Annotated in this window: 30 protein-coding genes; 10 read left to right on the top strand and 20 right to left on the bottom strand. The window is 67.0% G+C overall.

Translation table 11 applies throughout. The features are described 5' to 3' along the window. A partial coding sequence (locus D3261_RS17615) for a DnaJ domain-containing protein (RefSeq protein ID WP_158589412.1) occupies nucleotides 1-246 on the bottom strand: 246 nt, incomplete at its 3' end. Nucleotides 247-353: 107 nt separating this feature from the next. Here D3261_RS17615 and D3261_RS17620 point away from each other — a divergent pair. Continuing rightward, the gene (locus D3261_RS17620) at nucleotides 354-1,037 is read left to right on the top strand and encodes a bacterio-opsin activator domain-containing protein (RefSeq protein ID WP_120074632.1); all 684 of its coding nucleotides are present in this window, start codon (nucleotides 354-356) and stop codon (nucleotides 1,035-1,037) included. Nucleotides 1,038-1,074: 37 nt separating this feature from the next. On the opposite strand, the gene D3261_RS17625 is transcribed toward D3261_RS17620, so the two are convergent. The 4 genes from D3261_RS17625 to D3261_RS17640 all read right to left on the bottom strand — a co-directional run bounded on the left by D3261_RS17625 (nucleotide 1,075) and on the right by D3261_RS17640 (nucleotide 4,168). Further along, nucleotides 1,075-1,806, bottom strand: coding sequence for an RNA methyltransferase (locus D3261_RS17625; protein ID WP_120074634.1), 732 nt, complete (start codon nucleotides 1,804-1,806; stop codon nucleotides 1,075-1,077). Further along, nucleotides 1,806-2,300: a hypothetical protein gene (locus D3261_RS17630; RefSeq protein WP_120074635.1), complete on the bottom strand. Its 495-nt coding sequence runs from the start codon at nucleotides 2,298-2,300 to the stop codon at nucleotides 1,806-1,808. Before D3261_RS17630 ends, D3261_RS17625 begins: the two co-directional genes overlap by 1 nt. Nucleotides 2,301-2,408: 108 nt before the next feature. Then, nucleotides 2,409-3,053, bottom strand: a complete 645-nt coding sequence (locus D3261_RS17635; protein ID WP_120074637.1) for a twin-arginine translocation signal domain-containing protein — start codon at nucleotides 3,051-3,053, stop codon at nucleotides 2,409-2,411. Between the two features lie 98 nt (nucleotides 3,054-3,151). After that, complete coding sequence (locus D3261_RS17640) at nucleotides 3,152-4,168, bottom strand: M48 family metalloprotease (protein WP_233554028.1); 1,017 nt, start codon at nucleotides 4,166-4,168, stop codon at nucleotides 3,152-3,154. A 164-nt stretch (nucleotides 4,169-4,332) separates the two neighbouring features. On the opposite strand from D3261_RS17640, the gene D3261_RS20130 reads away from it, so the two are divergent. Genes D3261_RS20130 through D3261_RS17650 form a run of 3 tightly spaced genes read left to right on the top strand, consistent with a single transcriptional unit; the run spans nucleotide 4,333 to nucleotide 6,033 of the window. Then, nucleotides 4,333-4,491: a hypothetical protein gene (locus tag D3261_RS20130; protein ID WP_158589413.1), complete on the top strand. Its 159-nt coding sequence runs from the start codon at nucleotides 4,333-4,335 to the stop codon at nucleotides 4,489-4,491. A 37-nt stretch (nucleotides 4,492-4,528) separates the two neighbouring features. Next, on the top strand, nucleotides 4,529-5,347 hold the full coding sequence (gene folP, locus D3261_RS17645; protein WP_120074639.1) for a dihydropteroate synthase: 819 nt from the start codon (nucleotides 4,529-4,531) through the stop codon (nucleotides 5,345-5,347). Next, complete coding sequence (locus tag D3261_RS17650) at nucleotides 5,344-6,033, top strand: 6-hydroxymethylpterin diphosphokinase MptE-like protein (RefSeq protein ID WP_120074641.1); 690 nt, start codon at nucleotides 5,344-5,346, stop codon at nucleotides 6,031-6,033. The genes folP and D3261_RS17650 overlap by 4 nt, the downstream gene beginning before the upstream one ends. Here D3261_RS17650 and D3261_RS17655 read toward each other — a convergent pair. Genes D3261_RS17655 through D3261_RS17665 form a run of 3 tightly spaced genes read right to left on the bottom strand, consistent with a single transcriptional unit; the run spans nucleotide 6,030 to nucleotide 9,434 of the window. Beyond that, nucleotides 6,030-6,998 carry an NADPH:quinone oxidoreductase family protein gene (locus D3261_RS17655; protein WP_120074643.1) on the bottom strand — a complete coding sequence of 323 codons (969 nt, stop codon included), beginning with the start codon at nucleotides 6,996-6,998 and terminating at the stop codon, nucleotides 6,030-6,032. The two genes, D3261_RS17650 and D3261_RS17655, sit on opposite strands and share 4 nt — an antisense overlap. Nucleotides 6,999-7,038: 40 nt before the next feature. After that, nucleotides 7,039-8,331 (bottom strand): AI-2E family transporter, encoded by a 1,293-nt coding sequence (locus D3261_RS17660; protein ID WP_120074645.1) that lies wholly within the window; start codon nucleotides 8,329-8,331, stop codon nucleotides 7,039-7,041. 59 nt (nucleotides 8,332-8,390) lie between these two features. After that, nucleotides 8,391-9,434: a phosphatase gene (locus D3261_RS17665; protein ID WP_120074647.1), complete on the bottom strand. Its 1,044-nt coding sequence runs from the start codon at nucleotides 9,432-9,434 to the stop codon at nucleotides 8,391-8,393. Between the two features lie 235 nt (nucleotides 9,435-9,669). Between D3261_RS17665 and D3261_RS17670 the strand changes: the two genes are divergently transcribed. Both D3261_RS17670 and D3261_RS17675 read left to right on the top strand, forming a co-directional pair. After that, the gene (locus D3261_RS17670; RefSeq protein WP_120074649.1) at nucleotides 9,670-10,332 is read left to right on the top strand and encodes a helix-turn-helix domain-containing protein; all 663 of its coding nucleotides are present in this window, start codon (nucleotides 9,670-9,672) and stop codon (nucleotides 10,330-10,332) included. A gap of 121 nt (nucleotides 10,333-10,453) precedes the next feature. Next, complete coding sequence (locus tag D3261_RS17675; RefSeq protein WP_120074650.1) at nucleotides 10,454-10,894, top strand: hypothetical protein; 441 nt, start codon at nucleotides 10,454-10,456, stop codon at nucleotides 10,892-10,894. 16 nt (nucleotides 10,895-10,910) lie between these two features. Here D3261_RS17675 and D3261_RS17680 read toward each other — a convergent pair whose 3' ends face one another. Beyond that, nucleotides 10,911-12,299 carry an NAD(P)/FAD-dependent oxidoreductase gene (locus D3261_RS17680; RefSeq protein ID WP_120074652.1) on the bottom strand — a complete coding sequence of 463 codons (1,389 nt, stop codon included), beginning with the start codon at nucleotides 12,297-12,299 and terminating at the stop codon, nucleotides 10,911-10,913. A 39-nt stretch (nucleotides 12,300-12,338) separates the two neighbouring features. Then, the gene (locus D3261_RS17685; protein WP_120074654.1) at nucleotides 12,339-13,208 is read right to left on the bottom strand and encodes an alpha/beta fold hydrolase; all 870 of its coding nucleotides are present in this window, start codon (nucleotides 13,206-13,208) and stop codon (nucleotides 12,339-12,341) included. A 73-nt stretch (nucleotides 13,209-13,281) separates the two neighbouring features. On the opposite strand from D3261_RS17685, the gene D3261_RS17690 reads away from it, so the two are divergent. Further along, nucleotides 13,282-13,596 (top strand): MTH1187 family thiamine-binding protein, encoded by a 315-nt coding sequence (locus D3261_RS17690; protein ID WP_120074656.1) that lies wholly within the window; start codon nucleotides 13,282-13,284, stop codon nucleotides 13,594-13,596. Nucleotides 13,597-13,629: 33 nt separating this feature from the next. Here D3261_RS17690 and D3261_RS17695 read toward each other — a convergent pair whose 3' ends face one another. Continuing rightward, nucleotides 13,630-13,827, bottom strand: coding sequence for a hypothetical protein (locus D3261_RS17695; protein ID WP_120074658.1), 198 nt, complete (start codon nucleotides 13,825-13,827; stop codon nucleotides 13,630-13,632). Nucleotides 13,828-13,899: 72 nt separating this feature from the next. Next, nucleotides 13,900-14,850 (bottom strand): M48 family metallopeptidase, encoded by a 951-nt coding sequence (locus tag D3261_RS17700; RefSeq protein ID WP_120074659.1) that lies wholly within the window; start codon nucleotides 14,848-14,850, stop codon nucleotides 13,900-13,902. An 82-nt stretch (nucleotides 14,851-14,932) separates the two neighbouring features. Between D3261_RS17700 and mch the strand changes: the two genes are divergently transcribed. From mch to D3261_RS17715, 3 genes are read left to right on the top strand one after another with little or no spacing between them, the layout of a single operon-like run. Beyond that, complete coding sequence (mch, locus tag D3261_RS17705; RefSeq protein ID WP_120074661.1) at nucleotides 14,933-15,865, top strand: methenyltetrahydromethanopterin cyclohydrolase; 933 nt, start codon at nucleotides 14,933-14,935, stop codon at nucleotides 15,863-15,865. After that, nucleotides 15,862-16,341, top strand: coding sequence for a hypothetical protein (locus D3261_RS17710; RefSeq protein ID WP_120074663.1), 480 nt, complete (start codon nucleotides 15,862-15,864; stop codon nucleotides 16,339-16,341). Before mch ends, D3261_RS17710 begins: the two co-directional genes overlap by 4 nt. A 30-nt stretch (nucleotides 16,342-16,371) precedes the next feature. Continuing rightward, the gene (locus tag D3261_RS17715; RefSeq protein ID WP_120074665.1) at nucleotides 16,372-17,046 is read left to right on the top strand and encodes an HAD family hydrolase; all 675 of its coding nucleotides are present in this window, start codon (nucleotides 16,372-16,374) and stop codon (nucleotides 17,044-17,046) included. 58 nt (nucleotides 17,047-17,104) lie between these two features. Here the strand turns inward: D3261_RS17715 and D3261_RS17720 are convergent, their stop codons facing one another. From D3261_RS17720 to D3261_RS17755, 8 genes are all read right to left on the bottom strand, one after another. Beyond that, nucleotides 17,105-18,919, bottom strand: coding sequence for a hypothetical protein (locus tag D3261_RS17720; RefSeq protein WP_120074666.1), 1,815 nt, complete (start codon nucleotides 18,917-18,919; stop codon nucleotides 17,105-17,107). A 134-nt stretch (nucleotides 18,920-19,053) separates the two neighbouring features. Further along, a complete protein-coding gene (locus D3261_RS17725; RefSeq protein ID WP_120074668.1) occupies nucleotides 19,054-20,652 on the bottom strand; it encodes a GTPBP1 family GTP-binding protein in 1,599 nt (532 codons plus the stop codon). A 158-nt stretch (nucleotides 20,653-20,810) separates the two neighbouring features. Beyond that, nucleotides 20,811-22,247 (bottom strand): hypothetical protein, encoded by a 1,437-nt coding sequence (locus tag D3261_RS19810; RefSeq protein WP_147464992.1) that lies wholly within the window; start codon nucleotides 22,245-22,247, stop codon nucleotides 20,811-20,813. A 127-nt stretch (nucleotides 22,248-22,374) separates the two neighbouring features. Further along, nucleotides 22,375-22,773, bottom strand: coding sequence for a cupin domain-containing protein (locus D3261_RS17735; RefSeq protein WP_120074672.1), 399 nt, complete (start codon nucleotides 22,771-22,773; stop codon nucleotides 22,375-22,377). An 82-nt stretch (nucleotides 22,774-22,855) separates the two neighbouring features. Further along, complete coding sequence (locus D3261_RS17740; protein ID WP_120074674.1) at nucleotides 22,856-23,620, bottom strand: SDR family oxidoreductase; 765 nt, start codon at nucleotides 23,618-23,620, stop codon at nucleotides 22,856-22,858. A 123-nt stretch (nucleotides 23,621-23,743) separates the two neighbouring features. Next, complete coding sequence (locus D3261_RS17745) at nucleotides 23,744-24,421, bottom strand: helix-turn-helix domain-containing protein (RefSeq protein ID WP_120074676.1); 678 nt, start codon at nucleotides 24,419-24,421, stop codon at nucleotides 23,744-23,746. A gap of 124 nt (nucleotides 24,422-24,545) precedes the next feature. Beyond that, nucleotides 24,546-25,244 (bottom strand): phosphoglycolate phosphatase, encoded by a 699-nt coding sequence (locus D3261_RS17750; RefSeq protein WP_120074678.1) that lies wholly within the window; start codon nucleotides 25,242-25,244, stop codon nucleotides 24,546-24,548. 24 nt (nucleotides 25,245-25,268) lie between these two features. Further along, nucleotides 25,269-25,424: a J domain-containing protein gene (locus D3261_RS17755; protein ID WP_233554029.1), complete on the bottom strand. Its 156-nt coding sequence runs from the start codon at nucleotides 25,422-25,424 to the stop codon at nucleotides 25,269-25,271. Between the last annotated feature and the right edge of the window lie 21 nt (nucleotides 25,425-25,445).

Below are 25,445 nucleotides of genomic sequence, written 5' to 3' on the forward strand. Positions count from 1 at the left end.
GTCGAACCCGCCGCGTTTCTCGGCCTGCTCGAAGCGGTCGTGGCCCATCTGGTCGTAGGCTTGGCGTTTCTGGTCGTCGGTCAGCACCTCCTTTGCCTTCTTCGCCTGTTTGAACTTCTCGTCGGCGTTCGGGTCGTCGGAGACGTCGGGGTGGTACTCGGAAGCCTTCTCGCGGTAGGCCTGTTTGACCTCGTCCTCGCTCGCGTCGCGCGAGACGCCGAGCACCGAGTAGAAATCCTCGCTCATTGGTTGAGGACACTATCGGCTTGAGACACTTCAACAGAACGGCTCCTCGGCCCGTGCCTCCCGCCCAGCAAAACGGTTATACGAGCTACTGTCCCATCTCCGGACGAATGAGTACCATTAGCGAGATCTCGATCCCCGCCTCGACGTTCGTTCTGGGCGAGACGCTCGAAGCGGTTCCCGAGGCCACCTTCGATATCGAGCGGGTGGTCGCCCACGACAACGAGCGGGTGTTGCCGTTCGTCTGGGCGAGCGCCCCCGGCCGCGAGGCGCTCGAAGACGCTCTCGACGCCGACCCGAGTGTGGAGGACGTCGAACTCCTCTCGGACCTCGAGGACGAGTGGCTCTACCGGATGGCCTGGGTGGACCACGTCGAGTTCGTGGTTCACGCCCTCCTCGAAGAGCAGGCCACCGTCCTCAACGCCCACAGCGAGGACGGGCAGTGGCACCTCCGACTGCTGTTTCCCGACCGGGAGTCGCTCTCGCGAACCTACGAGTTCTGCGAGGAGCACGACATCCGGCTCGACGTCAAGACCATCTACGAGATGGACAGCGAGCGCCACGGCCGGTTCGGCCTCACCGAGGAACAGTCCGAGGCGCTCAGCGCGGCCTTCGAACACGGCTACTACGAGGTTCCCCGCGGCGTCTCGGTCGAGGCGCTCGCCGAGAAGCTCGACATCTCCCATCAGGCGCTCTCCGAACGGTTCCGCCGCGCCCACGGCAACCTCATCGAGAACACGCTGATCATCGGTGCCGACAAGGAGACCGACTCGCGACCCACGCCCGAACTGTAGTCCTTCCTCCCGACGGTCGCCTCGTGCCCGACTCTCGCTATTCCTCGTTTCGCGCCCGCTCGATCGCCGACATCGCGCCCCGGAGCACACCGCGAAGCGTCGCGACTTCCCGGCCCGTCGGATGGGCGCGTCCGAGCAGTCGGCGGAACAGCCGGCCGGTCTTCGCACGTTTCTCGGGCGGATGATCGATGGTCTCCAGCAGCGTCCCGAACTGGTCGTAGAGCCCGCCGAGCGCGGCTTCGTCGGCCCGTGTGTGGCGGTCGGGGTGGTGGACCTCGGCGAGCCCCAGCTCCCGGAGTTCGTAGAGGGCGACCGTCGCGGCCTGGCCGAGGTTCAGGACGGGGTAGTCGGGGCTCGCCGGGATCGAACACACCTCGTCGATCCGTGCGAACTCGGCGTTCGAGAGCCCCGTGCCCTCGCGACCGAACACGAGCGCGACGTCGGCGTCGACGCCGGCGAGGTGCTCGCGGAGTTCGACGGGCGTCTTGAACGGATAGCGGACGGGATGGCCGTCGTCCTCGCCGGTGATGGCGGTGAAGCCGACGGTGTAGTACCCCGAGACGAGGTCGTCGAAGTCGAGCACCGCGTGGTTCGGGAGGACGTCCTCGCGGGCGTGCCCCGCGAAGCCGTAGGCCTCGCCGTCGGGGTCGAGTTCCGGAGGATCGACGAGCAACAGCTCCGAGAAGCCGAAGTTCTTCATCGCCCGCGCGATGGTGCCGACGTTACCGGGGGTCCCCGCGCCGACCACCGCGACCGATATCGACCCCATTACTCGAAGTCCAGCCCGTCGAGGTCGACCGCGGTGGCCTGGCGTTCGACGTCGGCCGCCGACCCGCCGACCGCCGCCGGCACCCCCGACGGGTCGGTGTCGACGTGTTCGATCCCGCCGTACCCCTCGGGCGCGCGATTCCCGTCGGCGAACCACTCGTGGAAGGCGTCCTGGAGCTCGTCCTCGCCCCGGTAGCTCGCCCCGCTCTCCTCGCGAAACCAGTAGAGGAAGTCGGGTTCGTGATGTTCACAGAGCACGACCTCGTGGAGGGGTTCGCCGTAGACCGACGCGGCCTCGTGGCACGCGTCGAGGTCGTCGTCGCCGTGGATCAGCCAGCAGGCGTGACACGGCGAGCCGACGAGCTGGCGAAGCCGGACGACACGGTGTCTGGTGTCGTGGTCCATGGCTTCGAGCGGCTTCACGTCCCCGTCGGCGTCGAACACCGCTCCCTCGTCGAACCGCCAGCCCCGCAACCCGATGCTGACTTTCCCCATACCCCGGATCGGTCGTTCGGGGTGAAAAGTCACGCGTGTCCCCGGTCGCGACCCGTTCGTCGATTCGAAGGGGGGAACGAGGGGCGGTCGCGTCGTTCGGACCCGTCGTCAGTTCCCGCCGGTGCCGGCGATCCCGCCGACGCCGCCGTTGCCGCTGTCGCCCTCGTGGTCACCGAACTCGACCTGCTGGTTGGTGACGTCGACGCTGAACTCGGCCTGGTTGGTGTCGGTGTGTGTCACCCCCTCGGTCGTTTCGAGTTCGGCCGTGATCTTCACGCCGATCGGACCGACGGTCTCGGTCTCGCCGTCCTCGTCCGCCTGGAACTCCCACTTGGTCCACGACTTCGAGTTGTCGAGCAGACTGAGCTTGTTCTCGAAGGTGTACTCGCCCTCGCCGGACTCCCCGACGTCCGAGAGCTGTGCGGTTTCGCTTCCCATCGTCTCGTACCAGCCGCTGAGGTTGTTGCCCTCGGCTTCGAGGGTGAACGTGATCGATTCGGGCGACGAATCGAGGGCCGACCACGAGTAGGTGGGTTTCGGCTGGAACCAGATGTCGTTGATGGAGCCGTCCGCCGAGGTGATGCTCACGTCGTCGGCGGTGAAGGTCTGCTCTTCGAGCGCGAACACCGGTTCGGCGGCGAAATACTGGAACCCGCCGACGCCCACCACACCGGCGACGCCGACCGCCCCCGCCCGCCGGAGCACGCCTCGCCGAGTCAAACCGCTTTCGTCGTTACCGTCGTCTTCGGACATATACCATCGTTGGTGATGCCCGAAGGTATCTCCGGTGTCTAGCTGTCTAGACCGATCGTGAACGATCGCGATGATCCTATGACGGTAGTCGGCGAGGGTCATCGTATCGCCCGCTGGAGCGCGCGAAGCCGCTCGATCCGGTCGTCGGTGTCGGGATGGGTGCGCAGCACTCGCGCCACGAACGCCCGGATCGGCTTCGTCGCGTTGTAGAGGTGTGGCGTCCGGTCGCCGTCCGGTCCGAGCATCACGGGGTCGTCGTCGGTCTCCGCCGGCTCGAACGGGACGATAGAGAAGGCCGCCACGCTCGCGCTCGACCGCACGTCCTCGCTCGGGAGGCCGACCGACGTCCCGTCGAGCGTCGAGAGCGCGCTCGCGAGGGTCGCCGGCGACCCGGTGATGGCGACCGCCCCGCGGTCGGCCGCGACCTCCCGATACCGCGAGAGGAGGCTGAGCAGGACGCGTCCGACGGCCCAGAACAGCCACGCGACTGGGAACACGAACGCTCCGACGATCCCGTTCGACGATTGGTTCGTCTCCCTCATATCCCGCTCGGCCCATCCCATGATGGTGTGCGCGATCACCGTCGGGAGCGACAGCGCCATCATCACCGCGACGTCGCGGTTCTTGACGTGGGCGAGTTCGTGGGCGACGACCGCCGCGAGTTCGTTCTCGTCGAGCGCGTCGAGCAGGCCGGTCGAGACCACCATCGTCGCGCCCGCCTGCGTGTAGCCGACGGTGAACGCGTGCGGCGCGGCGGTCTCTATCACCGAAACCGTGGGAACCGGGAGGTCGGCCTGCTGGGCGGTTCGGCTCACAATCCGATGGAGGTCGGGAAAGCGCTCCGGCGTCGTCCCGCGAACGGCCACGTGTCGGAGCACGAGCGTGTCGCCGAAGACCCACTCGACGGCGACGATGCCCGCGATGAACACCACCGCTGCGGCCGCACCTACCGCCTCGGCCAGCGACGGCGGGAAGTAGCCACCCGAAGCGAGGAAGGCCGCTAGGTACGAGAACACGCCGAACAGCACACCCGCGAAGGCCGCCGCGACGAGGGCCAGCGCGACGGTCGCCAGCACCATTCGGGCCCGGAGTTTCCATTCCACACGCCAGTTCATCTACTGTAAACTCGAATCGACTCGAAATATAACTGTCGAACCGATATATCTCGTTCGTCTCCCGATATGTCGCTCGCTCACGAGCGGTACGTCGGTCTCCCGAGCGCTCCCCGGTCTCCGGACGTAAACGGTATCGAGACCGGGGTCGAGTCTCGCGGTGTCCGATGAACACCTGTGAGGTCTGTGACGCGCCGCTCCGTGGCACCGCATCGACCGACCCCGTCAGCCACGGGGTCGCGAACTATCACGTCTGCTCGTACACCTGCGAGACGGTTCTCCACGACCGATTCGCCCCGAACGTCGGCAGCGAGCCCCGTCCGTAATCGGACCGGCTTTGTGGCCCCATCCCCGATATCCACCATGCAGACCGTCGAGGCCGCCGGACTCCGGATCGGCGACGACCACCCGCCGCGAGTCATGGGCGTGCTCAACGTCAGCGACGAGTCGACCTACGGCCCGAGCGTGTTCACCGACCCGAACGAGGCCGCGGGCTACGTCGACGGCCTCGTCGAGGAGGGCGCGGAGATCGTCGATATCGGGCTCGAATCCGCCAACAAGCGCTTCGAGGTCCTCTCGGCCGACGAAGAGCTCGATCGGCTCGACACCGCGTTCGAGACTCTCGACCGGACTACACACGACGCGGTGTTCTCGATCGAGACCCGCTATCACGAGGTCGCGGCGGCCGCGCTGGATGGGGGTTTCGACATGGTGAACGACATCTGCGGCTTCGCCGACCCGGAGATGGCACCGACCTGTGAGGCCCGCGACGCCGCGGTAGTGAAGATGGCGAGCCCGCCCGACCTCGAACGGCCCGGCGCGCTCACCACCGTCGAGGAGATCCACGACGCGCTCGCCCGCGACCTCACCGACAAGACCATCGTCGACCCCGCTTTCGGCGGGTGGAGCGAGGCCAAGACCCTCGACGACGACCGCGAGATCTTCCATCGCCTGGGGGAGTTCCGCGACCTCGATAGACCGATGCTGGTCTCGATCAACCGGAAAAACTTCCTCGGCGAGGTCGTGGGCCGGGAGACCGACGAGCGCCTCCCCGCGAGCCTCGCGGCGACCGCCCTCGCGGTCGAGCGCGGTGCGAACGTCATCCGGACGCACGACGTGGCCGAGACCCGCGACGCCGCCCTCATCGGCGACGCGTTCGGCGCGGGTCGCGGCGACCGATGAACTTCACCGAGTGGAATCCCGTCTACGAAGTGATCCTCACGGACTTCGGCTTCGAGCGCGCCGCCGACGAGGCGATCCGTGACCGACTCGCCGAGTTCGCCGAACCGTTCACCCTCGACCGCCTCGACGTCGCTGGCGAACCCGTCGTGGTCGCCGGTGCCGGCCCCTCGATCGAAGCGGACCTGGATGGATTCGACGGGTCAGCGCGGGTGTTCGCCGCCTCGACCGCCGCCGACCGCTGTCTCGACCACGGCATCGAGGTCGACTGCATGGTGACGGACCTCGACAAGAACCCCGAGACCGCGAAACGGCTCTCCCACGAGGGAACCCCGGTCGTGGTCCACGCCCACGGCGACAATCGGGAGCTGGTCGAGCGCTGGGCTCCCGACCTCGACACGCGGAACGTGCTCGCGACGACCCAGGCCGCACCGGTGGAGGCGGTGAGGAACTTCGGTGGGTTCACCGACGGCGACCGCGCGGCGTTTCTCGCCGACCACTGCGGGGCGAGTGACTTGAAATTCGCCGGTTGGGATCTCGACGACCCGTCAGTGGACGCGATGAAACGGCGAAAACTCGGCTGGGCCGAACGGCTGCTCTACTGGCTCGAACAGCGCCGCGGCGGGCGATTCTCTGTGCTCGACGGCCGGCGTGAGGGGATCGATAGCAGCGCGTTACCGGTCGATTAGGGTTCGAGAACGACCTTCCCCGAACTCTCTCGATTCTCGATGTGTTCGTGGGCGGCCGCCGCCTCCGAGAGCGGGAATGTCTCGCCGACCACGACTTCGAGGTCGCCGCCGGTGAGCAGCTCCGTGAGGTGCTCGATCGCACCGAGGACGCGGCCCGGGTCGCGCTGCATCGACTGGCCGAGGTGGTAGCCGTAGACGGTGAAGTTGTTGAACAACAGCGTACTCGTGTCGAGCTGGCCGGGCTGGCCGCTCGCCGCGCCGTAGGCGACCATCCGGCCGCCGTGGGCGAGGCAGTCGAGGCTCTGCTGACTCGTCTCGCCACCGATGCCGTCGAGCACGAGGTCGACCCCTTCGCCGTCCGTCTCCTCGTTGACGGCCTCGACGAAGTCCGTCTCGGTGTAGTCGATCAGGTGGTCCGCGCCGAGGCGTTCGGCGAGGTCGCGTTTCTCTTGGGTGCTCGCGGTGCCGAAGACCTCCGCGCCGGCCTCGCTCGCGAGTTGGACCGCGGCCGTGCCGACCCCGCCCGCGGCGGCGTGGACCAGCACCCGCTCGCCCTCCTCCAGCCCGCCCCACTCGAAGAGGGTGTTGTGCGCCGTGAGGAACTGGACCGGGAAGCCCGCCGCCTCGGCGAACCCCATCGACTCGGGGACGTCGAACAGCCCCGCGGCGTCCGCCGTGACTGACTCGGCGTAGGCCTGGTTCGTCATCGCCACGACGCGCTCGCCGACCTCGCGCTCGACGCCCTCGCCCACGGCGTCGATGGTACCCGCGGCCTCCATCCCGGGGACGTAGGGCGGCTCCGGGCCGCCCTGGTAGTGGCCGCGGCGCTGCATGATGTCCGCGAAGTTTATTCCCGCAGCCTCGACCGCGATCCGGACCTCGCCCGGACCGGGGTCGGGCGCGTCGCGCTCGGTGGTCTCGATGACGTTGCTGTCGCCGAACTCCGTCACCTCGATAGCCTTCATCGCCGAACCGTTCGTCCTCCGCTCGGATAACGCTGCGCTCTCAGTCGTCGGTGTCGGACGGCCCGCTCGACGCGGTGTCGTGCTCGTCGGCGAGTTCGCCGTCGCCGTCGGTCGTGCTCGACTCCCGTTCCACCTCCGCCTCGTCGGGGTCGACGGGCGCGGGATCGGGCGAGTAGACGTTGTCGGTCGCGTCGAGCGGGTTGCCCGCGGTCGCGCTCGCGGTGACGGGTTCACCACGGACGAGCTCGGGCAGCAGGATCCGCGCGAAGTGGACCACGAGGACGAGGATCAGCGGCCCGAGGAACAGCCCGTACCAGCCGAACAGCAGCGGTCCGATGATGTAGGCTATCATCACCGCGCCGGTGTGGAGGTCCCGCCCCGAGACGTACGGCCGGAGGATCAGGTCCGGGATGGTGTCGACGATCACGAGCGAGACCGCCGCGAACACGGCGGGGAACCAGATCAGCGTGGGGTCCTGGATCAGCGCCTCGACCGCGAGCAGGAGCGCGACCGGGATGTAGACGATCTTCATCCCCACCACCGGGATCAGACTCCCGACCCCGGTGAGGACGCCGAGCAGCGTCGGGGCGGGGATGGCGATCGCCGCGGGGCTGAAGGCGTTGAGACCGTTGTAGAAGGCCACCGCGAGGATCGCCGTGGCGAAGGCGTTGAGGATGTTCCCGAAGTAGATCGTCATGAGGTTGTGGTCGACCTCTTTCAGGTAAGCGTGGACCGGCGACCCCTCGCCCGCGAGCTCGTTGCGGAACCACGCTGCGAGCTTGTGGTCGTCACGGAGGAGGTAGAAGGCGAGTGCGAGCACCACGAACAGCTGGATCAGCCCGTTCCCGAACGCGCCGAGGTAGCCGAACACGGGGGTGAGCGCCTGGTTCGCCGTGTCCACCGCCCCGCCGCTCAGGAACTGTTGGGGGTCGTTCGTCAGCGACGACAGCACCGCTTCGGGGTCGGTACTCGACGTGGTCGTCGTGCTGATGTCGCCGACGTAGGGCTGGAGCGCATCGATCAGGGGCTGGAGGTCCGCGCTCTCGGCGAACGTCGCGAGCTGGATCGCCCCGACGTAGACCGTATAGCCGATCAGGAAGATCACCGGGACCGCGATCGTGAGCAGGGAGACGACCGCGGTGAGGCTCTGGTTCCGGATGACCATGTAGAGCCGGCGGTGGATCGGGCGGGTGATGTAGTAGACGAACAGCCCGAGGATGAACGTGCCGATGTACTTCCAGACGATGAACGAGAGCGCGAGGACCAGCACGACCGCCGCGACCCACATCGGGATCCGCGAGCGGTCGTAGTCACCGAGGAGGGTGGTGGCCATGTCACGCGAAGGTCGGGAGACCGTAAAAAGTCGTTGTGCGTCGATACAGGGACGACGGTTCAGTCGCTCGGTGGCGAGTCGAACCCCTCGTCGCTCCCCGAGTCCTCCTCGGCGAGGTCGGCGGCGCTACCGCGTGCGCGCCGCACCCAGTCGTCGATGTTCTCGGCGACGTAGTCCTTGCTGCCCCAGCCGACGCCGATGCCGACCGCGAGCGCGAGCGCGATCCCGAGCGCCCCGAAGAACGCGATCACGACCGTGTTGAACAGGGTGAGGAGCACCGTGGTGTCGAAGCCCGCGGTGTCGAGCGCGAACACGATGACGACGTAGTAGACGAACAGCTGGACGACCAGCCCGACGATGTCGGTCGCCCGGCTCCGATCGATGCCAGCGACGAAGTCACCGATCACGTCGGCGAGGTAGATCCCCACGACGAGCACGAGCAGCCCCGCGACGATGAACGGGAGTTGACCGACGAACGCACTCAGGGGGCGCGCGAGCGCCGGGAACTCGAGCGCGTCGACCGCGGCGACCACCGCGAAGTAGTAGACCAGGAGTTCGACGACCACGCCGACCGCCCGCCCGACGCCGCCGATCGAACTCGTGACCGTGGCCAGCGGCGTCCCGCGGAGGTAGCTGTCGAAGCCGAACCCGTCGACGATACCCGTGACGACGCTCCCGACGAACCGGCCGACCGCGAACCCGGCGACCAGGATGGCCGCCGCGACGACCACGCGGAGCCCGGCGGTGGTGATGTCCGAGAGCACGTCGCCGGGGATCGGGAGATTGACCTGGTCGAGCGCCAGCAGGAGCGCGAGGAAGTAGACGATGTACTTCACGAGGTCGCCGAGCGCCTGCGCGATGTCGCCGTCGACGTCACGCCGGGCGAGTGGGGTTCCCTGAACGTACTGGCCGGGGTTGACCCGTCTGACGACCCGCTCGACCACGCCGCCAAGGACACGTCCGACGACGAGCCCGATGACCAGGATGACTATCGCGGCGACGATCGCGGGGAGCGCCCCGATGATGTTCGCGACCGTGTCCTGGAGGTACTGGGGGACCTGCTGGAGAACGATACCGTCGTTGACCGTGTAGGTGTATCTCATAGTTGTCTCGCCGGTCGTTCACGGCGATACCGTCGGCGTGAGCGCCCAACACCAGCGAATACACCATCACGAACGATAAGGACGGACGTTGGACATACAGGTCCTATCCGTGGATATCCGCCGACGGACCCGATGTGCCTGAAGATACAGGCTCGGGGTCGAACGGAGCGCGCGGCCGACGGCCGTCCAACGTCGCGCGGGGAAATTATACGTCGGCGTCCGCCGTCGACGGGGTATGACGACGATCGCGGAACTCGAACTCCCCGCCGACGAGTTCGCGTTGTGGGAGACCCTCGATGCGCTGCCGGACGCCCGCTTCGAGGTGGTGCAGGTGGTCGCACGCAATCAGAACAACGCGATCCCGTACCTCTGGGTACGGTGTGACGACCTTCCGGCCCTCTCGGACGCGCTGGAAAACGACCCGAGCGTCGAGGACGTCACGCTGCTGGAGGAACTGGACGGGGAGTTCCTCTATCGAATGACGTGGACCTACCGGATCCGAGTGTTGATCCACATCCTCGTCGAGGAGGAGGCGACGGTGCTCAACGCCCGTGGCGGCGACGGTCGATGGCGGTTCCGCGTGCTGTTCCCGACGCGGGACTCGCTCGCGACCACCCACGAGTTCTGTGAAGCATCCGACTTCTCCATCGACCTCAAACAGGTCTACGAACTCGACAGCACCCGCCACGGCCGTTTCGGTCTCACCGAGAGCCAGTACGTGACGCTCGTCACGGCGCTCGAACTCGGCTACTACGACATCCCCCGCGGGATCGACCTCCAGGGGCTCGCCGAGGAGTTCGGGATCTCGTATCAGTCGGTCTCCGAACGCCTCCGTCGGGGCCACCGCAACTTCGTTCGGAACGCGCTGGGGTGGGGCTCGCTCGACGAGGAGGACTGAGGCCGACGAGGCGGGTGCGGTGCGGACCCGGTGAAGTAAGGGGTGGTAGGGACCCAGTGGAGTATAAACCCCAGGCGAGCGCGCGGGGAGCGGCTACGTCGGTGATACCCGGAGGGGTGCCATGGCGGACATCAAGACCGAACGCGAGATGAGCCGGGCGGACGTCGCGACGTATCTCCACCGGTTCGCCGACAAACTCGGTGGTAGCGCCGACGCGGCACGGACGACGGGTGACGACGCCACACGGACGACCGAGGAGCACGCAACACGGACGAGCGGGGACGACACGGAGTCCTCGGGGTCGGAGACGACGGCCGCGACGGACGAGGTGGACGGGACCGCTCAGCGTGACCGGACGGAACCGGGCGGCTCCAGCGAGCGCGTGACGTTCACGCTCGGCAACGACAGCGCGACGGTCACCCCACCCGAGACGATCCAGTTCGAGGTCGCCGTCGACTCCACGGCCGGCATGCTCGAATCCGGCAGCCACGAAACCGTCGCGTTCACGCTCCAGTGGGACGCCGAGCCGACGGACGACGAGGGCGAACTCGACATCCACTGAGCCGGTCCGCGACCAGTTATCGACCGCCGTCCCCGTGCCCGCCGTCACCGACCGCCCCGACCTCGCCGCTCGTCCGCGGTCGGGGACCGGGTTCGTCGGTCTCGGCGATCCGGTCGGCACAGGCGAAGCCGGCGAGGATACCGCCGTTGAGGCTGCGTTCGGGGTACTGCGCCCGGCTCGCCATCCCGGCGTAGTAGACCCCCTCCGCGACCGCGTCGCCGAGGTCGTAGGGCACGACCATGTCGAGGTAGCCGCGCTCGTAGACCGGTGCGGTTCGGGGGTTTCGCGCGGTCTTCACCCAGTTCACCGACTCCCGGTCGAAGTCCGGGAAGAGGTCCTCGATGCCCATCAGCCAGGTCTCCTCGACCGCCGCGTCGTCCATCCGCCAGATGGGTTCTTCGGGGTCCTGGACGTAGCTCACGGCGTAGAGGAGGTGTTCGTCGCCGTAGCGCGCCGGCGGGACGAAGTTGGTGTGTTCGATCAGCGCGCCGAAGGGTGCCTCGTCGGCGATGTTGAGCCAGTAGGTGTCCATCACCGGCTCCGAGAGCGAGAGCACCGAACAGACGGTGCCCTGGAAGTCTATCTCACAGGTGTAGCCCGTGAGGTCCTCTAGTACGTTGGGCATCGCCGCCACCACGACGTCGTCGACGGCGTGGGTCTCGGTACCCGCGTCCGTCTCGGCCGTCAGCGACTCGACCGCGCCGTCCTCGATGGCGAGGTCCGTGACGCGCGCGTTCGTCTCGACGTTCTCGCGCCCGACGGCGGCGACCAGCGCGTCGACGAGCCGGTGAAAACCGCCCTCGAAGTAGCCAAGGTATTCGCCGCGCAGGAGGTCGCGTTCGCCGCGGAACTTGATTCTCCCCAATAGCCACGCCGCGCTCACGTCGTCGCGTCGCGAGCCGAACTTCGCGTCGAGCAGGGGTTCGAAGAAGTTCTCGTAGACCCCCTGGGTGGTGTGGTCGAGCAGGAACTCCGTGATGGGGACGTCCTCGTAGTCCTGGAGCTCCTCGTAGCTGTCGAACTTCGGAACGCCCCCACGAACGTCGATGTCGAGCGTGAGCATCCCGAGCCGGAACGTGTCGTAGAGGCTGAGGTGGGGATAGGCGAGGATCTCCCAGGGGGTGTCCATCGGGTGCACCGTGCCATCGACGTAGTAGGCGTTCTTGCCCAGCCGCCACTCGACCGCGTCGCCGAGGCCCAGCTCCTCGGCGAGGTCGACGATGGTCTCCTCCGACTTCGAGAGGTGGTGGTAGAACGCCTCGATCCGGTCGCCTCGGGTCTCGTAGGTCGCGGCGAGACCGCCGACGTCCTCGCTCGCCTCGAACACGCGCACCTCGTGGCCCGCCCGCTGGAGCCGATAGGCCGCGGCGAGCCCCGCGATGCCGCCGCCGACGATGCCGATCATGTCCCGACTCCTCGACCGGCGCGAATGTGTGTTGTGGTCTCAGCGCCCGACGAAGTCCGTGACCTCCGCGGCCACCACCGCGGGGCGCTCGCGGTGCATGAAGTGGCCCGCCCCGCGAACCCCGACCGCCCGACAGTCGGCCGCGAAGGCGTCGTCGGCGTCGGCGAAGAGCTCGGAGCCGATGCAGCCGTCGTCCGCGCCGGCGATCACTAGCCCCGGAACCTCGATACCGCCCCGTTCACGGTCCGCGAACGGGTTTCGCGCCACCAGCCCGCGGGCGAACTGGCGGTAGTACGCCAGCGCGGCCGCGACCGTACCCGGCGTTCGAAACGTCCCCTTCACGCTCTCGATGCGGGTTTCGGGATAGCTCCACTCGGGGCTCCAGAGCCCCCAGAGGAGTTCGATCAGCGCGAACTCCTCGGCCCGGAGCGCGCGCTCGGGGAAGTCGGGGAGCTGGAAGAAGCCCATGTACCAGCTCCGGAGCCACTGGCGCGGGTTGCCGAGGGCGTTCGTCGGGAAGCCCGGTGGGACGGCCATCCCGACGAGCTGGGTGAACGCCTCGGGGTCGATGGTCGCCGCGGCGTAGGCCGCCACGGCACCCCAGTCGTGGCCGACGACGACGGGGTCGACGAGGTTCTCCGCCTCGGTGAGTGCGTCGGCGAGCGCGAGTGCGTCGCGGCCGAGCGCGCCCGCCGAGTAGTCGCCGTCGGGGGCGGGGTCGGTGGGGCCGTAGCCGCGCATGAAGGGCGCGACGACGGTGAACCCCGCCGCCGCGAGCCGCGGTGCGAGCGTGTCGAACGTTCCGGCGTCGTCGGGGAAGCCGTGGAGGCAGAGCGCGAGCCGGTCGCCGTCGCCCCACTCGTAGTACGCGAATTCGATGCCGTTGGCCGTCACGCGGGCCGGTTCCATGACCCGTGTGTGCCCGTCGAACCCATAACGGTGGTGGCGGCAGGGTTAGGTGGCGCGCGACCGTTCGGCCCCCATGACAGTGGTCGCACTCCTCAGCGTGGCTCCGGTTCGAGAGGGAAGCATGGCGGGCGAGGTCGCGAAGGCCGTCGCGGCGCTCGACGGGTTCGACGTGCGCTACGAGACCAACCCGATGGGGACGGTGATCGAGGCGGATTCGGCGGACGAGCTGTTCGCGGCCGCACACGCCGCCCACGAGACCGTCGACGGCGACCGCGTGAGCACGGTGCTCAAGGTCGACGACAAGCGAACGAAGACGACGACGGCGGCCGAGAAGGTCGACGCGGTCGAACGCGAACTCGGTCACGCGGCCCGGAGCGACCGCGAGTAGCCGCATACGGGAACCGACCCCGTCGACCCAGCGCTATCGGTTGACGAGGAAGTAGCCGCCCGCGACAACGGTGCTCGCGATGATCGTCACGAGGATCCCGAGCACGAGGCTGACCCCGAACTGGAGAAAGAGCACGAGACTCACGACGATCCCGACGACGTCGAGCCCCATGTTTATCAGCGCGACCCGCGAGCTCAGTGGCCGCTCCGAGAACGAATCGAGTGTCCCCATCGGTTGATCGAACGTCGACCGTCGGTCCCTTCAACGTTCGCGTTGGCGGTCCCGGGAACCGCGCTCGCCACCTCAGCTGATCTCGATACGGCCGTGGCCCGACCCCGCACCGCGCGCCCGTGCGGCCTCGCGAACCCGCTCGATCCGGTCGTCGGTCGGCGGGTGGGTCGCGAACGTGCGTTCGAGCGGGCTCCGCTCGCGCTCGACGTCGCCGAACAGCCACGCGAACAGCCCGAAGCCGGGTTCGGTGGCGCGCTGGATCGTCCTGAGCGCCCGTGCGAGCGCGAGCGGGTCGTCGAGCACTTCGACCGCACGTTCGTCGGCGGCGTACTCCCGGCGGCGCGAGTAGGCCCGGAGCGCGACGGTCGGGCCGGTGACGAGACCCACGAGGAGCCGCATCGCCGCGCGGCGCGGCCCGCTCGCGACGCTTCCGGTACCCCGGACCGGCCGGCCGAGCAGGAGCGAGAGCCCCCAGCAGGCCACCCCGAAGACCGCGACGAACGGCGCGAACAGGACCAGCGCGAGGCCGGTCACGGTTCTGAGGAGGCTGTTGGCGAGCGTCTGGACGAGCGTGTCGCGGCCCGCGAGGTGGGCGAGTTCGTGGGCGAGGATGGCTTCGAGCTCGGCCGGGCCGAGCAGGCGGAGGAGCGAGCGGTCGACCACCAGCGTGTCGCGCCCGAGCGCGAACGCGTTCGGCTGGCCGAGGCGTGCGACGTAGAGCGCGGGGGCGTCGATAGCCATCCGGGTGGCGAGGCGGTCGAGGCTCGCGTGGACGCCCGGCGCGGCCGTCGTCGACAACGGCGTCGCGCCAAGCCGGCCGAGGAGGCGTTGGCTGCCGGAACGGTAGCTCAGGTAGCCGAGCGCGAGCGCCGCGCCGAGGGCGACGACGAGCACCGTCCCGAGGCTCCCGTCGAGCACGAGCGCGCGGAGCAGCCCGTAGCCCGTCGCGGCGGCGAAGAGCGCGGTGACGAGGAGCCACGCGCCCGCCCCGACGGCGAGCACGCGGCGTCCGAGATGGGCCATAGACCGTCTACGGGCCGCGGACGCAAAATCCTTCGCGCCCGCGACCGACAGAGGGTTGAGAGCCCCGGACGAACGCGTCGCCATGGAGAGCCTCAACCGGATGGCGCTCGAACTCGTCGACGAGGCGCTCGACTTCGCCGACGAACTCGGGATCGCCGTCGACGAACTCGACAACGGGACGACGGTGTTCGACTTCGGCCACGGCGTGACGGGCGGCTACGAGGCTGGGCTGTTGCTGGCGGAGATCCAGACCGCCGGCCTCGCCACCGTCGGAACCCGGATTGGAACCGTCGCCGACGCGCCGCTGCCCCACGTCGAGCTCACCACCGACCGACCCGCGCTCGCGTTGCTCTGTGCTCAGAAGGCGGGCTGGGAGCTCAGCGTCGAGGGCTACGAAGCGCTGGGGAGCGGGCCGGCGCGCGCCCTGGTCGCCGACGAGGACGTCTTCGCGCGGATCGGTTACGGCGACGACTTCGACTTCGGCGTGCTCGCGCTCGAAGCCGACGCCCTCCCGACCGAGACCGCCGCCGACCACATCGCCGACCGGGCCGCGCTCCCCGCCAACTCCCTCTTCCTCCTGAGCGTGCCGACCGCGAGCCTCGTCGGGAGCGTCACGGTCGGCGCGCGCGCAGCCGAACTCGCGACCGTCCGGCTCGTGGACCTTGGCTACGACCCGCTCGACATTCGTTCGGTGGCCGCCGACGCACCGATCCCGCCGGTCGCTGGCGACGAGCCGACCGCGCTCGCCCGGACCAACGACGCGCTCGCTTACGGTGGGCGGGTCCACTTCACCGTCGCCGAGGACTTCGAGCGATTCGCCGACCTCCCGTCGACCGCCGCCGACGAGTACGGAACGCCGTTCGAGGCGATCTTCGACGACGTCGACTGGTCGTTCGAAGACCTCCCCGATGGCCTGTTCGCGCCCGCCCAGGTCACCGTCGACGTGGTCGGCGGCCCGACCCACACCGTCGGCGAAACCGACCACGCGATGCTCGAAGAATCGTTCGAGCTGTGAGGCTCAAGGTCGCCCCCGAACCCCGCTCGCGGGCGTTCGTCCGTGAGGTGAGCGCGGCGCTGCCCATCGTACCGGGCAGCGAGGACGACTGCTGTACCCGCGTGGTCGAGGCGACCGACGTCGGTTCGCGCGAGGCCGCCCGCGAGTGGATCACCTTCTGCCGGGCGCTCGACCTCGCCGAGGAGACCGATTCGGGCTACCGTCGTCTCCCCGATGTGCCCGACGACGCGGCGCTCGCCCGTGCGTTCCGCGAACGGGTGTTCGCGGCCAGCGAGGTGCTCGACGCGCTCGAAACCGATGGCCCGCACAGCGTCGACGAAGTCTTCGAGCGGGTTCGGGAGGCGGTGCCGACGTGGGAACGCAATCGGTCGCCGGACTGGCAAGCCGACTGGCGCGAGCGCGTCCGGCGGCTCCTCGAATGGGCCGTCGTCCTCCGCCTCGCCGAACGGGTCGACGACGGCTACCGCGCCGTCTGATTTTTGGTCGCGGCGCGCCTCCGTTCGGCCATGACTCCGCCGGTCGACACGGTTCTGTTCGACATCGACGGTACGCTCTGTGAGTACCGCCGACCCGGCAACGAGCTCCTCGCGGCCTCGTTCGAGGCCCGAGACGTGACGCCCTTCTTCGCGATCGAGGACTACTACGCGCGATACGACGAGTTCACCGCGACCACCGACTCGGCCGACGAACTCCGCGCGGCGTGTTTCGCCGCGCTCGCCGCCGACCGTGGGTACGACCCCGAACTCGGCCGCGCGGTCGCCGAGGCCTACACCGCCGAACGCGACCACCGCAACGTCCGGTTCCTGCCGGGGGCGCGCGAGGCGGTCGCGGCGCTGGCCGACGACCACCGGGTCGGCGTCGTCACGAACGGTGCGCCGGCGATGCAGGCCAAGAAACTCGCCGGGCTCGACCTCGACGACGCGTTCGAGGTCGTGGTCCACGCCGGCTACGACGCGCCCGCCAAACCCGCAGCCGAGCCGTTCCACCGGGCGCTCGACGCACTCGACGCCGACCCGGAAGCGAGCGTCCACGTCGGCAACTCGCTCGCCGCCGACATCGCCGGCGCGCGGGCCGCCGGCCTCCGGAGCGCGTGGCTCGACGACGGTTCCGTTCCCGACCCCAAACCCGACTACGTCCTCGACTCGATGGCGGAGCTCGCGACCCCACCGTGGCGGCGATAGGGTCGATATCCGACCCGAGGGCCGTCCGGGTTCGAAATCCGCGGGCCGTTCCGGACCGTTACGGCCCGGTCACGACGTCGTCCCCACCCATCGGCCCGTCGTGCGCCCCCATCCGCCACTCCGGGCGGAACGTGTCCCGCGGAACGGCCGATTCGTCGCCGTCGCTCGTCGGCACGTGCCCGTGCCACGCCGAGGTCCGCAGTCGGAGCCACGCCGCCACCGAGTAATCGCTCAGACGCCCGATCGAGGACGCCATCGGACCGGTTTCGTCCCCGGGGTCCGAGCGGCCGTCGGCCGAGACGGCGGCGGTCAGCGCGAGGGCGTCGGAACCGTCCTCGAGCTCGGTGAGTTCCTGCTGGTTCATCGCGCCCTTCTCCTCCCACTCGGGGTACGGGTGGACGAGCGGCGAGGTCACGACCAGCGAGGCGACCAGCACGACGGCGAAGCCGACGGTCACGAGGTTCGCGTCGGGGCGGAGCGCGTTCGAGCGACCGGCCGCGACGACCCGCTCGCCGGCCGCGACCGCGACGAGCGAGAGCCCCGCCATCGCGGGAACCAGACAGAGGTAGCCCGTCTGGATCTGGTCGCCCAGTTCGAGGGGGGTCCCCAGCCCGGCCCCCGTCACGACGAGGAGGCCGGGGACCGCGACGAGCCAGCTCACGAAGAAGCCGACCAGCCGCCGGGTCGCGGCGTCGAACGGGTCGGCGGTGCGCACCGCCGCAAGCAACCCCGCGAGACAGCCGCCCACGAACAGCGAGTCGACGAGGTATCGGACCACCGTGCTCGCCCCACCGTCGACCAGCGCCGCCGTGCCGGACCGCTCGGTGAGCGCGAGCGTGCAGTAGAACGCGGCGAACAGCGCGAGGCAGACCCGCCACGAACGGAGCGCGGGCGGATCGAGGCGGCGGCGGGCGCGCCGAACCAGCAGAGCCCCGACGAGCACCCCGATCGCGACGAGGACCAACGCGACCCCCCGGAGGCCGTCCGGCATGGTTTCGACGAGGCTCGTCGGCTGACCGAGCCACAGCAGGAGCTTCAGGGGGAGGAACGCGATGGAGCCGCCCGGTCCCGAACCGGTCCCGCCCTGGTAGCCGCCGAGGCCACCGAGGACGGCGAGGCGAACGACGACGTAGACCGCCGTCACGCCGACGAAGGGGAGCGTCGCCGGGATCGCGTGCCGGACACGGGTCCGCCAGGGTCCCGTTCGGTCGATGGCTACCCACGCGAACACCACCAGCGGAACGGCCAGTGCGGTCTCCTTCGCCCCCAGTGCGAGGGCGTACGCGACCAGCGCGCCCCCGAGCAGTCGGGGGCGGTCCTCGCGCCGACCCCGAACGAAGAGGCCCACCGCCACGAGCACGAAGACGGTGAGCAGAACGTCCTGGCGTCGGGGGACGGCCGGAACGAGGCCCACGGTGAGCGGGTGAACGGCGAACAGGCCACCGCCGAGCGTGCCGACCGCGAGCCGCGAGGTCAGGTCGGCGACGACGAGCGTCACGAGCGCCGCCGCGACGACGTGCAGGACCACGTTCGTGAGGTGGTAGCCCGCGGGCCTGAGCCCCCAGAGCGCGTAATCGACCGCGTACGAGAGGCTCGACACCGGACGATAGAAGAGGGCGATGTCGGTGAACGACGAGCCGTGCATCAGCGGCTGGGTGAAGAGGTCGACGAGGTCGGCGAGGTTGCGGACCCGACTCGTCTCGATGAGCGTGAGGCTGTCGGCGGCGACGAACCAGTAGCCGGTCGTGCCGCGGTAGGTCCCCGCCGCGAGCAGGACCACAGCCGCGAGACACAGCAGGGTGTGTCGGACCGGTGTCGTTCGTCGTCCCGTCGATGGCGTTCCGGCGTCGCTACCGTGCGTCGAGTCACTCATCGCATCGATGTTCGACCGCCCGTTCGACGCCGACGGTCAAAGCGACGACGGATCGGATCGCCGCGGCCCGCGGCTGCCGGTCGTCCGTCTCACCGGCCCAAGGTGGCTTCGAACGAGGCGTTCGCCCGCGGGCGCTACTCGTCCGGGGTCACGCTCGTCACGGTTCCGACGCCCTTGGACTGACCCTCGCGGAAGACGAACCGCTGCCCCTCCTCGACGAGATACGGTCGGAACTTGAATTCGACGGTGGTCGTGCCGGTGTCGCCGGGGAGGAGTTGCCCCCCGGTGGGGTGGAAGGCGGCGGCCTCGCTCACGGTTTCGAGGTGGACGACGGGCTCGTAGCCGTCGTCGATCCGGGTGGGGTGGTTGAGCACCATCACGTCGGCCTCGAACTCCCTGACCGGGTCGGGGTCGGCATCGCGCGGGAGGAGCACCATCCCGCGTTCGAGGTCGGCCTCGCGAACGCCCTTCAGCGCGATGCCGACGATCCGCCCGGCCTTCGCCGAATCGACTCGGTGGTAGTGCATCTCGATCGAACGGACCTCGACGGGGCGGAAGACGCCGTCACGGAAGGGGCCCAGGAGGAGTTCGTCGCCCGCCTCGACGGTGCCGGACCGAACAGTACCGGAGGCGACCGCGCCGACGCCGGTGACCTGGTAGCTCCGGTCGACGTACATCGAAAAGTCGCCGGCGGCGTCCCCGGTCTTCGGGAGCCGCTCGAAGAGGTCGTCGAGCGCGTCGAGCCCCTCCATCGTGACCGCGCTGGTTCGGAGGATCGGGACGACCGTCTCGCTGATCTCCTCGACCGCGGCGTCGACGCCGTGGCGGGCGACGCTGAGTGGGGTCTTGCCGACCTCGCGGAGGAGGCGTTCGACCTCGCTCTCGACCGCGGCGACGCGCTCGTCGTCCACCATGTCGGTCTTCGTGATGGCGACCAGCGTCGGGAGTTCGGTGGCGAGCAGCACCCCGAGGTGTTCGCGAGTCGTTTTGGTGGGGCCGTCGTCGGCCGCCACGGTGAGCATCCCGTAGTCGAGCTTCTGGCCGACGAGCCCGCGGATGGTGGTTCGGAGCCAGGGCTCGTGGCCGACGGTGTCGACGAACGAGACGAGTCTATCGGCCTCCTCGACGACGGCGGCGCGGTCGGCCTTCCGGGTCGGGTTGCGGGTGTGGACCGGTTCGCCGTCGCGGAAGCCGTAGACCGCGTAGGAGAGGTCCGCCGAGAGCCCGCGTTCGACCTCGTGGGGCTGGACGTCGAGGTAGCTCCGCGTGCCGCCGTCGCCGTCGTCGGCCTGGCCGGTGACGAGGCTTCCTACTAAGGTGCTCTTGCCGTGGTCGACGTGACCCGCCGTGCCGACCACGATGTGACCGTCGTCCTCGATCATCGCGCCCTCGTGGATGGTCGCGACGCCGACGATGCCCTCGCCCATCCCCCAGGTATCGACGGACTCGATGTGCGCTTCGGCCTCCTCGCTCAGGAGCGAGAGCACGTCCATCGACTCGGAGAAGGTGTCGGGGTCGATGCCCGCGAGTCCCCCGTCGTCCGTCACGCCGACGACGTAGATGGCCTCGCCGTCGCCCGAGAGCACGCGGTGGCGGAGCTGGGCGGCGAGGCTTTCGAGTCTGCCGTCGGCGAGATGGAGGTCCTTCGTGAGCCGTTCTTTGAACTCGACGTTGCCACCCTCCTGCTCGCCCGTGGCGAGCGCCCGTTCGAGGATGGCCTGGTCGGCGGCCATGTGAGGAGATGGCGTGGCGTGCGCAAAAAGGTTCGTGCGGGTGGTTGGGGTGGTGACTATTCACATGGTGATGGGTGTGTAGTCGTGTTTGGGTAGTTCAGAAGCTCGATATATTGAGGCTACGTTATGATATCCCTCAATCAGTAATTGCTGGCCAATCACATGATATGAATCGATAGATATTGATAGATATCTACCGCCACTTTTACCGTTAGAGAGAATAGCCCGAAAGCTTGTCCTACTAAGATCAACGTAAGCACTATTACCCATCTGTTGAGAGTACCTACTTCCTTCTGAAGCTGTAGACTTGATTCGTTGAGGCCCTTCATCTCTTCCTGAAGTTCTACACTAGATTCGGTCAGCTCCCGGTTTTGCTTGGATATGGTGAGATCGAACTGCTGACTCAGTTCTTCTAGAACAATCTCATATCTCTCTTGCAGTCTGCTGTACTGTCTTTCCGCATTTTCCATCTTTGATCTGGTATCTGTAATTATCTGATTGAGAATCCCTGATTTAAAATCAAAACTATACTCCACACCATCTATCTCACTTCTAACAAATGGCTGCTGATCTGGCAGTAATGGTAAGCCGGCTTCCATTGCGGCTGAGCTATTCATCTGCTCTAGTAGAGCATCTGCAGAATCGACCCTATCTAAAAACTTAGTATATATTCTGTAGAATTCGCTTCGTTGCTCTTGCGCTGAATCAACTATTTCCTCTATTTCTTCTATATTGTCAATAGCTACTGGCAAGTTCCTTAGATTCATTTTGAGCTCTTGGTGTTGGTATCCTACCTGATTTTGGAACCAGTAATAATAGAATATTGATGGTAGCATTTGCTGAACTCGCATCGCAGACTTACTAATTCCCATCGGAGGTATTGCAATGTTCTCTAACTCAAAGTCAGCGAATAATCTACTTCCTTCTGGCAAAAATTCAATTACTACATACTGCCCGTGTCGTACTTGACTATCGCTTGATGTCCATGTCGTCTGGGCAGTGAGCATCAAGTATTCCTCACGATGAGCTTCTATTGACATGAGGCCCCTAGACTTGATACCCAGAGATCTGCAGAACGATTCTTCTCGAAGGGATTCAACAAGAGGCGGATATTCTCTGAGTTTCCCTACATCCTCCTCTATATCTGGCATCTGAAAAGCTTCATCCAAGCCGGAAACCTCAATCTGGGCCGACAAGAATGTCTGTGGCGAACCAGTCTTAATGCTTGATGGGAACCCGTCAAATATGCCACCCCATACCTCTTTCAATTCATTTTGCAACCTTTGAGACTCTATAGTTACTTCTGGTTCGTTACTACATTGGTTTATTTCCCCCCTCAGTACCAGTGCAGCTGCATCAGGAATTGACCCGAATCGAACGATTGAGACATATAGTACATCAAATGAATCTGTTGTGTTCGGCTCTATTACTCCTAAGTGATCAAACGACTTTGCGAAGTTTCCTAATGGATGATGAGGAGTACCTTCATCCATCGATTTCAAGAGAGTCTTCTCTTCCAATTTTGTTACGTAGTCCTCAATGTCGTCTTCCTCTGCAAAGTCAATCGCTACTATCTTAGCTGAATGAATGTCCATAGATGTACTCTATCCTTGAGTGAGATATCACTTAGAATTCGCGCAATAGGTACCATCGGCTGATGGACATTCAACAATTGCAGAACGAGGATAGAGATCTGGAGTCGCGCGATACTAACTCGACTATCTATTCGGAGCCGTACTCCTCATCAGTGACATGCTCCATCCACGTCACAGCCTCGCCGTCCTGCTGCTCCTGAATCGCGATGTGGGTCATCCCCTTGTCGGGTCGCGCCCCGTGCCAGTGTTTCTCGTCGGGCGGGAACCAGACCACGTCGCCCGCTCGGATCGCCTCGATCTCGCCGTCGTCGGTCCCGACGAGGCCACATCCACTCGTCACGACCAAGCGCTGGCCGAGGGGATGGGTGTGCCACGCGGTGCGCGCGCCCGGTTCGAACGTGACGCTCGCCGCCGCCGCGCGGGCCTCGCCTTCCGGGTCGAAGAGCGGGTCGATGCGGGTGTCGCCCGTGAAGTAGTCGTCCGGTCCGTCCGCCGAGGGTCGTGAAGGGTCGTTCGTGATTTCCATCGGTCGTATCCAATCCGAACTACGACGACGCGTCGCTTAGGACTGATGCTATCAGGAACGGGTGTTTAAGTAACTATTCGAACTACGGCTGGACCTGGTCGAGCGGCCGAATGAGGACCTCGTTGATGTCGACGCGGTCGGGCTGGGTCACGACGAACGTGATCGTCCGCGCGATGTCCTCAGGCGCGAGCGCGTCCATCGACCCGACGTAGTCTTTGACGCCCGCCTGCACCTCGTCGTCCGGGATGTGGTCGAGGAGTTCGGTGTCGACCGCGCCTGGTTCGATAGTGGCAACGTGGATGCCCTCCTCGGCGATGTCGAGCCGGAGCGAGTCGCCGAACATCTTGACACCGGCCTTCGTCGCGTTGTAGTGCGCGCTGTTCGCTTGGAGGAATCGCCCGACAACGGAGGAGAGGTTCACGATGTGGCCGCTCCCCTGTTCGATCATCGTCGGGACCACGGCGTGGGTGAGCTTGACCAGTCCACTGAGATTCACGTCGATGGTGGTCTGGAGCGTCTCCCGATCCGCGTCCGCGATGTTCGCGAGCGGCATGAGCCCCGCGTTGTTCACCAGCACGTCGATGCGCCCGTACTCGTCGAGCGTCGCCTCGACGAGGGTATCGATGTCGTCGTCCTCGGTCACGTCCGTCGGCACGACGAGCGCGTCACCATCACCGTCCTCGATACGACTCTCCAGATCGGTGAGTTCGTCCTCCCGTCGGGCCGCGAGCACGACGCTCGCCCCGCGCGACGCGAGCGACTCCGCCGTCGCACCGCCGATGCCGGACGACGCGCCGGTGACGACCGCGACCTCTCCATCGAGTTCCGAACCGAATTCCGTTGTCATCGACCGAACGAAGACCCGCCGCGGGCTTCGGCCTTATCCTGTTGGGAAAGCCTCTTTAAATGCTTCTGTGGTCGGGTTCGCCCGACCGTCTCTCGCGATGCGACGCCGAACACCCGTTCGAAACTATCCGGAGAGGGCCTTCACTTCGGGCTGTGAGCCGAGTGCCGCGGTGAGGAGCTGGCGCTCGCCGCGCCGGAGCAGGCTCGACATGGAGGGCTGTGAGATGCCCATCTCCTCGGCGAGTTCCTGGGTACTGACCTGGCGCGGGCTCTCGTAGTAACCCCGCCCGATCGCCAGCTGGAGCGCCTCCTGTTGGCGGTCGGTCAGGCCGTACTGGGAAGAGTCGTCGTCCTCGGGCGGGTTCTGTGAGATCGAGATCAGTTCGACCGCGATCCCGTACTCCTCACACCGGGTTCGCATCCCGTTGAACGCGTTGTAGTTCTGGAAGAGCTTCTTCTCGTACCAGCCGTCGGGCGTGACGACCGTCGGTTCGACCTGACTCGCGGTGAATCTCTCCGGCGCGAACGCCTCCGAGACGACGTCCGCCAGTTCGAGGGTGACCTGATAAACGTCCTTGCCGCTCGCGCGCCCGAACGGCGTGACGTCGGTGACTTCGTCGAGAGCCGACAGCTCGTCTTCTGCTACTTCGTCGTCCGGGTCGAGATAGACCACGAACACCCGAGCGGTGCGTTCACGACAGAGCCCGTGCACGCACTCGACCTGGTTCGACGGGATCGACTCGGCGAGCGCGACGAGGGGGAGCGAGGGCGACCGGATGACGAACTCCGTGGTGATTGTCATCGCCGACGGATACGGCCGCTCGGGAGTTAACGGTCGGGGTCGCTCCCGATAGCGGGCACGGCCGCTGCCACCGTCGTCGAACCGCGAGTCCGGACACGGTGTGACAGTGGACTCGCGACACCGCTCACGCCGATCCGATCGCCTCCAGCGCTTCCAGAAATCCCTCGGCATACTCGCTCTCCATCACGAAATCCGCCTCCCGTTTCGCGGTCTCGTCTGCGTTCGCCACCGCGTACGACTCCCCAGCCACGCGGAACGTCGCGGCGTCGTTCTCCGAATCCCCTATCGCGACGAAATCGCCGGGCGCATAGCCAAGCCGATCGGCGGCGGTCTTCAGCCCCTCGCCCTTGTCGACGTCGGGCGCGGTGACGTGGTACGCAAACCCCGTATCGAACACTCGGAGGCCTTCGTCGTCGGCCAGTTCCCGAAGGGGTTCGAGTGGCGAATCCCGGTTCACCGCGAGTTCGGTCTCGCGCCAGCGGTTCGTGAGGTCGAGGTCACCCCAGCCGAGGTCGTGGCCCGCCTCCCGATACCGCTCGGCCACGCGTTCGGCCCCCGCGCGGTCGCCGACGACCACGAGCTCCTCGATTTTGGGGGTATCGAAACACACCACCCCGCCGTTCTCGGCGATCACTCTCGTCGGAACCCCGACGAACTGACAGAGCGCCACGGGGTAGGGGAGCGCCTTCCCGGTCGCCAGCACGACCGGCGCGGGCCACTCGCGGAGGGCGTCGAACACGCGCGGGTCCACGGCGCTGTCTTCGTCGGTCAGGGTGCCGTCGATGTCCACGGCGAGCGGCGGCGCGAGGTCCGGTTCGGGCATGGTGGCGGTCGGCGGACGCGGGGCTTACGGCTTTCCACTCGTGAGGCGCTCGTAGGCTTCGTTGACCCGCCTGAACCGCCGCACGTCGCCGTCCTCGGTATCCGGATGGACCTGCTTCACTCGCTCGCGGTAGGCCGACCGGACCGCCGCCTCGCCCGCACCGGGGTCGAGCCCGAGCACCTCGTAGGCCTCGGCCGGACT

The sequence above is a fragment of the Halococcus sp. IIIV-5B genome (assembly GCF_003602035.1).
In the GTDB taxonomy this organism is placed as follows: Archaea; Halobacteriota; Halobacteria; order Halobacteriales; family Halococcaceae; genus Halococcus; species Halococcus salsus.

What these genes read in the sequence shown, in the direction of transcription:
- D3261_RS17640 (WP_233554028.1), bottom strand. Translation starts at nt 4,168, where the DNA reads ATGAACTGGCGTGTGGAATGGAAACTCCGGGCCCGAATGGTGCTGGCG.
- D3261_RS17660 (WP_120074645.1), bottom strand. Translation starts at nt 8,331, where the DNA reads ATGGCCACCACCCTCCTCGGTGACTACGACCGCTCGCGGATCCCGATG.
- D3261_RS17735 (WP_120074672.1), bottom strand. Translation starts at nt 22,773, where the DNA reads ATGGAAATCACGAACGACCCTTCACGACCCTCGGCGGACGGACCGGAC.
- D3261_RS17635 (WP_120074637.1), bottom strand. Translation starts at nt 3,053, where the DNA reads ATGTCCGAAGACGACGGTAACGACGAAAGCGGTTTGACTCGGCGAGGC.
- D3261_RS20130 (WP_158589413.1), top strand. Translation starts at nt 4,333, where the DNA reads ATGAACACCTGTGAGGTCTGTGACGCGCCGCTCCGTGGCACCGCATCG.
- D3261_RS17700 (WP_120074659.1), bottom strand. Translation starts at nt 14,850, where the DNA reads ATGGCCCATCTCGGACGCCGCGTGCTCGCCGTCGGGGCGGGCGCGTGG.
- D3261_RS17625 (WP_120074634.1), bottom strand. Translation starts at nt 1,806, where the DNA reads ATGGGGTCGATATCGGTCGCGGTGGTCGGCGCGGGGACCCCCGGTAAC.
- D3261_RS17680 (WP_120074652.1), bottom strand. Translation starts at nt 12,299, where the DNA reads ATGATCGGCATCGTCGGCGGCGGCATCGCGGGGCTCGCCGCGGCCTAT.
- D3261_RS19810 (WP_147464992.1), bottom strand. Translation starts at nt 22,247, where the DNA reads ATGGACATTCATTCAGCTAAGATAGTAGCGATTGACTTTGCAGAGGAA.
- D3261_RS17675 (WP_120074650.1), top strand. Translation starts at nt 10,454, where the DNA reads ATGGCGGACATCAAGACCGAACGCGAGATGAGCCGGGCGGACGTCGCG.
- D3261_RS17630 (WP_120074635.1), bottom strand. Translation starts at nt 2,300, where the DNA reads ATGGGGAAAGTCAGCATCGGGTTGCGGGGCTGGCGGTTCGACGAGGGA.
- D3261_RS17720 (WP_120074666.1), bottom strand. Translation starts at nt 18,919, where the DNA reads ATGAGTGACTCGACGCACGGTAGCGACGCCGGAACGCCATCGACGGGA.
- D3261_RS17650 (WP_120074641.1), top strand. Translation starts at nt 5,344, where the DNA reads ATGAACTTCACCGAGTGGAATCCCGTCTACGAAGTGATCCTCACGGAC.
- D3261_RS17690 (WP_120074656.1), top strand. Translation starts at nt 13,282, where the DNA reads ATGACAGTGGTCGCACTCCTCAGCGTGGCTCCGGTTCGAGAGGGAAGC.
- D3261_RS17740 (WP_120074674.1), bottom strand. Translation starts at nt 23,620, where the DNA reads ATGACAACGGAATTCGGTTCGGAACTCGATGGAGAGGTCGCGGTCGTC.
- D3261_RS17670 (WP_120074649.1), top strand. Translation starts at nt 9,670, where the DNA reads ATGACGACGATCGCGGAACTCGAACTCCCCGCCGACGAGTTCGCGTTG.
- D3261_RS17745 (WP_120074676.1), bottom strand. Translation starts at nt 24,421, where the DNA reads ATGACAATCACCACGGAGTTCGTCATCCGGTCGCCCTCGCTCCCCCTC.
- D3261_RS17685 (WP_120074654.1), bottom strand. Translation starts at nt 13,208, where the DNA reads ATGGAACCGGCCCGCGTGACGGCCAACGGCATCGAATTCGCGTACTAC.
- D3261_RS17620 (WP_120074632.1), top strand. Translation starts at nt 354, where the DNA reads ATGAGTACCATTAGCGAGATCTCGATCCCCGCCTCGACGTTCGTTCTG.
- D3261_RS17715 (WP_120074665.1), top strand. Translation starts at nt 16,372, where the DNA reads ATGACTCCGCCGGTCGACACGGTTCTGTTCGACATCGACGGTACGCTC.
- folP (WP_120074639.1), top strand. Translation starts at nt 4,529, where the DNA reads ATGCAGACCGTCGAGGCCGCCGGACTCCGGATCGGCGACGACCACCCG.
- D3261_RS17725 (WP_120074668.1), bottom strand. Translation starts at nt 20,652, where the DNA reads ATGGCCGCCGACCAGGCCATCCTCGAACGGGCGCTCGCCACGGGCGAG.
- D3261_RS17665 (WP_120074647.1), bottom strand. Translation starts at nt 9,434, where the DNA reads ATGAGATACACCTACACGGTCAACGACGGTATCGTTCTCCAGCAGGTC.
- D3261_RS17695 (WP_120074658.1), bottom strand. Translation starts at nt 13,827, where the DNA reads ATGGGGACACTCGATTCGTTCTCGGAGCGGCCACTGAGCTCGCGGGTC.
- D3261_RS17655 (WP_120074643.1), bottom strand. Translation starts at nt 6,998, where the DNA reads ATGAAGGCTATCGAGGTGACGGAGTTCGGCGACAGCAACGTCATCGAG.
- D3261_RS17750 (WP_120074678.1), bottom strand. Translation starts at nt 25,244, where the DNA reads ATGCCCGAACCGGACCTCGCGCCGCCGCTCGCCGTGGACATCGACGGC.
- mch (WP_120074661.1), top strand. Translation starts at nt 14,933, where the DNA reads ATGGAGAGCCTCAACCGGATGGCGCTCGAACTCGTCGACGAGGCGCTC.